The 254-nt window shown below is 39.4% G+C and carries 1 protein-coding gene; it reads right to left on the bottom strand.

The genetic code is table 11. The features are described 5' to 3' along the window. Window positions 1–60 precede the first annotated feature (60 nt). The coding region (locus tag FC07_RS09395; RefSeq protein WP_157050146.1) for a zinc ribbon domain-containing protein at window positions 61–254 on the bottom strand (194 nt) is incomplete at its 5' end.

The following is a 254-nucleotide window of genomic DNA, read 5'->3' as shown; positions in this document are numbered from 1 at the left end:
CTTTTTGCGTAATCTGCGTTACTAAATTTGTTCAAGTTATTTCTTGCAATCTGCCTTATTTTAAAGTGCGAGTTGTAATAAGTTTTGAACAGCATTTTCATCACGATCTAACGTGACACCACAAGCATAACAAACATATTCATGGTGTTTTGTTTGATGTTTGGCATTCCCTCGCAGCCCAATTTTGTCCGACCCTTGTTTAACGTGTCCGCAATTAGAACACCGTTGGGTACTAGGATAATGCCGATCCGCTA

Origin of the sequence: Loigolactobacillus bifermentans DSM 20003, from assembly GCF_001434575.1 — a bacterium.
Classification (GTDB): domain Bacteria; phylum Bacillota; class Bacilli; order Lactobacillales; family Lactobacillaceae; genus Loigolactobacillus; species Loigolactobacillus bifermentans.
The sequence above is the reverse complement of the archived record's forward strand: the minus strand, read 5'-3'. Positions and strand labels throughout refer to the sequence as shown.